General features: G+C 45.6%; 11 protein-coding genes and 1 tRNA gene. 6 read left to right on the top strand and 6 right to left on the bottom strand.

Features of this window, described 5'->3' with window-relative positions; translation table 11 throughout:
* Nucleotides 1-345: 345 nt before the first annotated feature.
* Together KKD83_09225 and KKD83_09220 are read left to right on the top strand one after the other, a co-directional pair.
* A complete protein-coding gene (locus tag KKD83_09225) occupies nt 346-621 on the top strand; it encodes a hypothetical protein (GenBank protein ID MBU2536326.1) in 276 nt (91 codons plus the stop codon).
* Between the two features lie 287 nt (nt 622-908).
* Nucleotides 909-1,496 (top strand): hypothetical protein, encoded by a 588-nt coding sequence (locus tag KKD83_09220; protein MBU2536325.1) that lies wholly within the window; start codon nt 909-911, stop codon nt 1,494-1,496.
* A 238-nt stretch (nt 1,497-1,734) separates the two neighbouring features.
* Here KKD83_09220 and KKD83_09215 read toward each other — a convergent pair whose 3' ends face one another.
* The 5 genes from KKD83_09215 to KKD83_09195 all read right to left on the bottom strand — a co-directional run bounded on the left by KKD83_09215 (nt 1,735) and on the right by KKD83_09195 (nt 4,558).
* Complete coding sequence (locus KKD83_09215; GenBank protein ID MBU2536324.1) at nt 1,735-2,220, bottom strand: hypothetical protein; 486 nt, start codon at nt 2,218-2,220, stop codon at nt 1,735-1,737.
* An 83-nt stretch (nt 2,221-2,303) separates the two neighbouring features.
* Nucleotides 2,304-2,636, bottom strand: a complete 333-nt coding sequence (locus KKD83_09210) for an RNA-binding protein (protein ID MBU2536323.1) — start codon at nt 2,634-2,636, stop codon at nt 2,304-2,306.
* A gap of 156 nt (nt 2,637-2,792) precedes the next feature.
* Entirely contained in the window at nt 2,793-3,119 is a 327-nt protein-coding gene (locus tag KKD83_09205; GenBank protein ID MBU2536322.1) for a zinc-ribbon domain containing protein, read from the bottom strand.
* A gap of 181 nt (nt 3,120-3,300) precedes the next feature.
* A complete protein-coding gene (locus KKD83_09200; protein ID MBU2536321.1) occupies nt 3,301-4,236 on the bottom strand; it encodes an IS6 family transposase in 936 nt (311 codons plus the stop codon).
* Complete coding sequence (locus tag KKD83_09195) at nt 4,229-4,558, bottom strand: hypothetical protein (protein MBU2536320.1); 330 nt, start codon at nt 4,556-4,558, stop codon at nt 4,229-4,231. Before KKD83_09195 ends, KKD83_09200 begins: the two co-directional genes overlap by 8 nt.
* 439 nt (nt 4,559-4,997) lie before the next feature.
* Here KKD83_09195 and KKD83_09190 point away from each other — a divergent pair, with 439 nt between their 5' ends.
* Entirely contained in the window at nt 4,998-5,738 is a 741-nt protein-coding gene (locus tag KKD83_09190; protein ID MBU2536319.1) for an L-2-amino-thiazoline-4-carboxylic acid hydrolase, read from the top strand.
* Between the two features lie 61 nt (nt 5,739-5,799).
* Here the strand turns inward: KKD83_09190 and KKD83_09185 are convergent.
* Nucleotides 5,800-5,874, bottom strand: a tRNA-Met gene (locus KKD83_09185).
* 412 nt (nt 5,875-6,286) lie between these two features.
* On the opposite strand from KKD83_09185, the gene KKD83_09180 reads away from it, so the two are divergent.
* From KKD83_09180 to KKD83_09170, 3 genes are all read left to right on the top strand, one after another.
* The gene (locus KKD83_09180) at nt 6,287-6,667 is read left to right on the top strand and encodes a TraR/DksA C4-type zinc finger protein (protein MBU2536318.1); all 381 of its coding nucleotides are present in this window, start codon (nt 6,287-6,289) and stop codon (nt 6,665-6,667) included.
* Complete coding sequence (lspA, locus tag KKD83_09175) at nt 6,639-7,136, top strand: signal peptidase II (GenBank protein ID MBU2536317.1); 498 nt, start codon at nt 6,639-6,641, stop codon at nt 7,134-7,136. Before KKD83_09180 ends, lspA begins: the two co-directional genes overlap by 29 nt.
* On the top strand, nt 7,114-7,626 hold a 513-nt coding region (locus KKD83_09170; GenBank protein MBU2536316.1), incomplete at its 3' end, for an RluA family pseudouridine synthase. The genes lspA and KKD83_09170, both read left to right, overlap by 23 nt.

Genomic DNA, 7,626 nt, shown 5'->3' with positions numbered 1-7,626 from the left:
TCAAATACCCTACCGGTACTTGTTTTAGTTTCCTAGCTGCGTTATTCTCCATCTGACAGTTCCTCCTACATAGATTTGTGCCTGACAGGACACTCCTCTATTGTAGCTGGGACTGTCTCCGCCTATTGCTCCATATACTAATAAAAGGGTCAGGTACGGCTAAAGTCATTATTACGGGTGATATTCTGGATAAAGATGGCAATAAAATTGGTGATTTCCATAATACTGCTATGAAGGCATTAGAAGCCTGGGAAAAGGTCTTGGCTGCATTTGGTATCAAATAGGAAACTGTTTCCTAAAGCGTTTCTGCTCTTGTTAGTAAGATACACAAGGGGGTAGATAAAAATGGGTACACCTAAGAAAACGCCTGAATGGGACATTTTTAAAAGAGTTGAAAGATTGGAGAAATTAAAACCCACAGTGGATGAAGTCGGTGGATTGGCTATAGCTACCTTTCAACTGGTCTTTCTGTGGCTAGCGGCGGAAAAGCCTACTAGAATCAGAAGGCTTAAGGACAACCTGATTGTTTTTCTTAAGGAACAGGGTATAAGCGGACAAACACTGGATTCGTTGCAGACATTTATGCTGCAAGCTTGTGGGCGCGCTGAAAAACAACAGTAAGGCTGAAGAAGGAGGCAATAATTGAAAAACATGGTAAAAGAATGCCCACCGAAAGGCTTTCTGCAACCCGGCGGGCACCCAGTCCTAACCCCAGCGGGAGTAACTGGCTTGGTAGCGGGGGTTGGATTCGGAATTAATAATCGGGGCACTGGCAATTATCCAGAATAAATACGCATTTAATAGATGAAAAGGGGGTTATTTACCCTGTAGACAATGAGCAGAGGAGCCTGTAGACTACTTTAAAAATCATACTAATACTTTGGAAAACAATAGAAAGGTAAAAGAAAATGGAATGGAGAGCTTTTCTTCTGGTTGTTCATCTTCTCTCAACCCTGCTTATGGCGGCCCCTTTCTACATGCTTATTATAGTCAATGAACGCGCCCGTTTTGGCGTTCCCCTGGGCTACTTCACTGACCGCTACATGGAGAACATCATCCGTAATAATGCAGTGAGGTGCTTTGTCTTCCAGGGCACCATGCTGGCAAGTGGTCTAGGCCTGATATATGTTACCGGACGGCCCTGGATTTCACTGCTTACTGAACCCACCATGGTTATCAAGTGGGTGGCGCTGGCGATTATGGCCAGTCTCCTTTCTTATATACATTTTTCCGTTCAGCCGCGTATAGAACAGCTAATGGAGCAGGTGAAGCCCGATACTCCCGTTCCCCAGGGATTGGGACCACAGATTGCTGTTCTCCGCTCAAGGAGAAAAAAGTTGTCCGGCATCTGCCTTTTCCTGGTGCTGACGGCGCTCATCATGGGCCTGCAGGCAACCTTCTTCTATAATTTCTATCTCGCCCTGGGCTTCGTCGTAGTGGCCGCGCTTTATGCTTGGAGAGTTTATAAAAAACCAGTGCCTGTGGGCTGGTTCTAGAAAGACACTATAGTGATAGAATAGTTCTTCTGAGTAATCCTCTAAGGTATTTACAAAGGTAAAAAAGGCAGGTCAATTTGGCCTGCCTTTATTCTTTCTTGGTAGCGGGGGTTGGATTTAAACCAACGACCTTCGGGTAGCGGGCAAGTGGGCAGTTTTCATAACAGGTTGCACATTCTAACGGATCGTTAGCTCTGTTAATCAATTAACCTTATTTAAGGGTTTCTCACTACTGTGATTAGTTTGTAGTCTCGTCATAGTCTTTCTTGGCTTGATTTAGAGCTTCCTTGCGCGCTTGGTCGGCTGCTTTCTCAGCCTCTTTATCAACGGCTATTTTCTTGGCCTCTTTATGGACTATATCCGCTTGCTCCTTAGCCTCTTTATGGGCTATTTTCGCCTGATCACTACGCTCCTTTGATTTGGTTATAGCCTCCTGGGAGTCTACATCTCTTTGCTTCCAAAAATTACCGAAGGCCGTCTGGGCTTCATTTGTAATCGCGTCACGGACTTTTTCGGCTTGCTTTACGGCTTCCTTATGTGCTTCATCGACTGCTTTCTTAGCCTCTTTATCAACGGCCATTTTCTTGGCCTCTTTATAGACTATATCCGCTTGCTCCTTAGCCACTTTATAGGCCTTTTTAGCTCGTTCCCAAGCATCGTCCAATAGTTTCCTAGCTTCATTAGAAGCCTCTGCCTCATGAGCTGCTGATTTTCCTGTCGTCATTTCGGACACCTCCAGTGTTTTTTCCGTTTGATTGACCAGTTCATTACTATAATAACTGTTTATATTATTGTAGAATAGGTGGCTCAACTAATGTAGTATTTTCTTTCTCTTCTTCTATTAGACCGGTTATTGCATCTAGTATTAATGGAGACTACTCCCCTTTTATCTGAAAGAGGGAGGGCTTCAACAACATCAATCGCCCGGCCCCTCAGTTTTGTCCCAGTGAGGTTGCCAATTGCGGTTGTGCCTTCGGACTTTGAAGTCATTTCCACAAATCCGTATCCTCTAGATTGGCCGCTGCCAATATACCTGTCATCCATGATGGTTACAGATATCACTTCTCCGAAAGCCGTGAACTCTTTTCGCAGTTCAGCCTCAGTTATTTCGAGCGATAGGTTGCCCACATAGATATTAATGGTGCCCCCTTTTTCTCAAATCTTTGAAAACGGTGCAGCAATGATTCCTGCGATTCGCCTTCAGTTATTGATACTGCAAAAGGCACAATTCATACTTGCCCGAGTCACTTCCGGGCCGGTTACCCAACCCGGACGTGACTTTAAGTTCAACCTTGCTTAGCTGCTCAGCCTGACTTTGTTGTAGCAGTCTCTGCAGTACACTGGTCTGCCTTCACGAGGCTCAAACGGTACTTCTGTTTCCTTGCCACAGTCTGAACAAACCACGGGGAACATCTGGCGAGGGGAGCTACTACCGTATCTACTATTACCATAGCTGTTGCCACCGCTTCCGTAACGGCTTGCCTTCCTTGCGTCGCGGCATTCGGTGCAACGCTTGGGCTCGTTGGTATAGCCTCTCGACTGGAACTGTTCCTGTTCCTCAGCGCTGAAAGTGAACTCCTTACCGCAATCGGAACATTCGAGCGTCTTGTCCTTAAAAGACATTGGATGACCTCCTCTCTTCTTTATTTGGTTAGAGTTTTGGTCACCCAGTATGTGAGAAAAACTGTTAAGTTCAACCAGATATGTGATAACCAGTACTTATAACCGAATAATATTATACCACAACTGTTTTTAATTTACAATCAAGCTGTCCATTTGGTTCTGTTCAATCTTCGGTGGTAGCTCATTTTACTAACCTCGGTGTCTTGGGTGTAATTCTTGGTACAGGTTTTGTTATTCTCTGCGCCTTGTCCCGAAGCGGTATCCTAGCCGTTATCTCATAAGGTTGCTCTACCACGTCTTTCCAGTTACGGAACGGAAACTTGATACCAGCCATTTGCGCAGGTGTCCTGTCTTTCAATGACGTATGCGGGCGGAAGAAATTGTAGTGGATAAGCCAGCCGTCTAAAAACTTCTTGGCAGTTTCTATCGTATGCAAGCCACGCATAACTTTCGTGCGCTCTTTGACCGTGCCGTGAAATCGCTCTATAAGGTTAGTATTGTTCTCAACGTCAAACGGGCTACCGTATTTATGTTTGGTATCTGCGCCAAAGGTTAGTTCTATGCCGTCTAGATAAGCTCTGAGTTTATCCGTATAGATAACTCGTGGTATTTTACCAGTTCGCTCATACGCCTGTTTCATAAGCTGTTGAGCGTCTTTCGTAGTGCGAGTATAGGACATATGAGTAGTTATTAAGAAGCGGGTCTTGGAGTCAATAATATCCCAAAGCCAAATATTCTTGCCATCAATATCGATTACGGTTTCATCGGCAATCCAAATAGAGCCTACATCGGGCTTATGCTTTTTAGCCTCTTTTACGGCTAATTCGGTGAAACGGTCTACCCAGTTATAGGCTGATATGCGGGATATGTAGTTGTTGTCCTGCTGTATGAGGTTACGGCGTATTTCGGCAAGGCTCATACCCTCATAATACATATTGAGGGCATCGGCTATCGTGCGAGTAGTGTTCTGCATTTTGGGTATTCTATCGGCAGAAGCAAACCTGCGCCCGCAACCTTTGCACAGGTAGTATTGGGTATCTTTGTACTTGCCGTATTTAATGACGTGGTTGGATTGGCAGTAGTTACACTCTTGTATCTGGTTTATTATCTCAATCATCTTTCGCCCCTTTTTCTAGTATTTTAATTATCTTATCTAATTTTTCCCCACTTTCACCGAGCATCTTCTCAATTCGCTCCGTATCGCTTTCTTTCAAAGCATCATATATGAGATACACAAAGCTACCAATAATCAAAACGCCAAACAATATAAGTATTGAACTCGGCATATTAGTTTCCTTCTCCCAGTTTTCCACAATAGTCATATTGCTTGATACCCACGCTTGAGCCGATGGGACATATGCCAAAAAGATTGCTATTATAGTGGTAGTAACAAGGATAATGAATTTTGGTCTTATTAGCTTTTTTAGCACTCGCTTCATAATTGAATTCCCTTAACCTTTTAAGGGGATTATACCACCACGCAAGATTGAACAAAAGGCGCCATTTTAGCTTCAAAAGGATTGCAACTCTAAGTATTGATAATCACACTGAGAAAGACTAGACTCGAAGCACATTTGCCTATATTGTTACTAACGCAGCTTGCTCATCCTCACAATAGTATACCCTTATCCGTACAAGGTTATACTGTTGTCCACACAAGAATCAACTCTCGTTAGGATTTACAATTCCCTATTTTGTCAAATCATATAATCTGACTTACTGTCAAATTCCGCTCACCTCCCGCGTATATTATGGCGCGAAGCTGCGGGTTTGGCAGCGGGGGAGGATTCGAAGGGGACGAGGGGCGGTGTTATTGTACATTCTACACGATATAGCTATACTGACTGATGAAGGACGCCCGGTGTATATACGAGGAGAATGAAAGTGTCGAAACAAAATTACTACGTATCTCGAAAGCCAAAGATGTTAAAGGATTTCGATAAAACAGCAAATCTCGTCAGAAACTCTATTGTCGCAAGCTACGGACCGGATTTTGCCGATACACTTTACCAGGAAACACGGCAAGAGTATGAGGCGCTCATTCCACAGATCCCTCACATCGAGGGCATTAGAGGAAGTATGCTGAACTCATTTCTCCGTATCACTGCCCAAGAGATTGCGGTCTATCAAGCCATGAAAAAACAGGGCAAGACAGCTGGAGAAGCTTGGGAGATATGCCATGAGGCTCTGCGATTGAGAATGAAGCAGTTTCCCAAAATCAAACGTTGGCTACTGGGGCGTATCATGCGTTCAGGTATCTTAATAAAGAGGATGCGAAAACTCGCAGAAACAGGTAAACAGCCTAGGTTTGGAGACTTTGAGGTTAGATATGTTATTGGTGATGGTGAAGAATTCGATTTTGGTGTGGACTACGTGGCGTGTGGCAATTACAAATTCGTTCTGGATCAAGGAGCAGAAGAGTTTGCCCCATACGTCTGCATGTCAGACATTGCTTTAAGTAATGCCCTGGGGTGGGGATTAATTAGAACCGAAACCCTTGCCGATGGTTGCGAGCGATGTGATTTCAGATTTAAGAAGGGGGTCAAAACGCGGATTTCTTCCAAGACTCCTGAAGTACAGTCAACGATTGAAAGAATATCCAAAAAAGAGGCAGAATAGACAGTAGAAGATTGGGATTAAATATAAAGGGAGGCAAAGAAGCCTCCCTCTTTTAATTCTTTGGTAGCGGGGGTTGGATTCGAACCAACGACCTTCGGGTTATGAGCCCGACGAGCTACCACTGCTCCACCCCGCGTCACTTGACATACCTAGTATAATTCCTGTTAGAATTGGGTGTCAAGGCAGCTGGGGCGTTGTAAGTCAGGCGTTAGTAAATCTATCAACGTAAATAGTTTGGAGCGACTTGAATTTCTCCATTATTATCCCAAAAAAACATTGACCAACCCTTGGAAATGGTTTACACTTATGGCATGAAACATTTCGGCGATACTATGGCCGAAACCAATACTATTCAACCACTGCTCACGATTACAGATGAAAGTAATCGGCCGGCACGGCGTGCCGGCTGTGAGTGACGCTCAGTCAGTCATTCTGCCCACCTTGATTTCTTAATTATTGAACAACAGATACGGGCGATGACATCTGCTTTAGACTGATTTGAAATACGATTTATAACCCGTCTCAAAGGTGAGAGAGGGGAGGGGAAAATGAAAAGCAACTACAGTATACTTCGGTCCAGACTGGAGGCGGAACAGAAACGTTTGATGGAAGAACTGGAACAGATGGAGGCCAGTGCCAATCCCACGGATGAGCGGCGTGAAGGCAGTCCGTTTGGCAAGCGTGAGGAAGAGGCAACGGAAGCACTTGAACTTGAGAAACGGCTGGTCCTGGAGAAAAGGATAAAAGAGCAAATAGTCAGCGTGGAGCACGCTTTACATAAATATGAAGAGGGCACCTATGGTTTCTGCGATAACTGCGGTCAGCCCATAGACCCGGCGAGATTGGAGGCGATTCCCGAGGCAAACCTGTGCATAAAATGTAAGGCTCAGCAGGCAAAGAATGCAAAAGGAAAAACGCACGCCGGCTAGGTGGCGTTACCTTATATTTTTTCTTGTCGCGCTTTCTATCATAGGTGCTGACCAGCTAAGCAAGGCCTGGATAAGGTCGAGCTTGCCTGAAGGGCACTCTTTGCTCAGACTGGGCTTTCTTCGTATAACACACGTCCACAATACCGGTGCTGCCTTTGGCCTTTTACCAGACCAGTCTCTAATGCTTACCATTTTTGCCATAATTGCCGGTACTGTAGTTCTGTTTTTTGTCTTTTACGGTCATCGTTATTTCCTCTGGCTGGAGAAAACTTCCGTAATACTGACCTTCGGGCTGGTGCTGGGTGGTACGGTGGGCAATCTGATTGACCGATTCCGCTACGGCTATGTAAGTGACTTCATTGATTTTGGCTTCTGGCCGGCGTTTAACGTTGCTGACTCTGCCGTCACGGTTGGCGTCATCCTTTTCGCCCTGATTTTGCTGCGCCATGCTCAAACCGAAAAACAATAGCACATATAAAACGTACCATCTGTCGGTCGGTATCACTGGTGTCAGGCTGGACAGATTTGTTGCCGATAAATGTCCGGAGCTCACCCGAACCCATGTTCAAAAACTGATCGCCGATGGCTTTATTACCGTAAACGGACGGGAGGCCAAATCGAGCCTCAGGCTTGATTCCGGTGACAGGGTAGATGTTGTCGTTCCCCCCGTACCACCCAGTCCCTTGACGCCCGAGGCTATCCCCCTGCTCATTGTCTATGAAGATGAAGACCTGCTGGTGGTGGATAAGCCGCCCGGCCTGATCGTTCACCCGGCACCAGGACACCCCGCTCATACCCTGATTAACGCCATTCTCTCCCATGTTCCCCATCTGGCCCAGATGGGCGATTCCCTCCGACCGGGCATCGTGCACCGGCTGGACAAGGACACCTCAGGCCTGATGATTGTGGCCAAAAACCGGGTAGCACAGATGGACCTGATAGAGCAGTTCAGAAAACGT

This window comes from Chloroflexota bacterium (genome assembly GCA_018829775.1).
Classification (GTDB): Bacteria; Chloroflexota; Dehalococcoidia; order Dehalococcoidales; family RBG-16-60-22; genus E44-bin89.
This window is presented reverse-complemented; position numbering and strand designations above follow the sequence as displayed.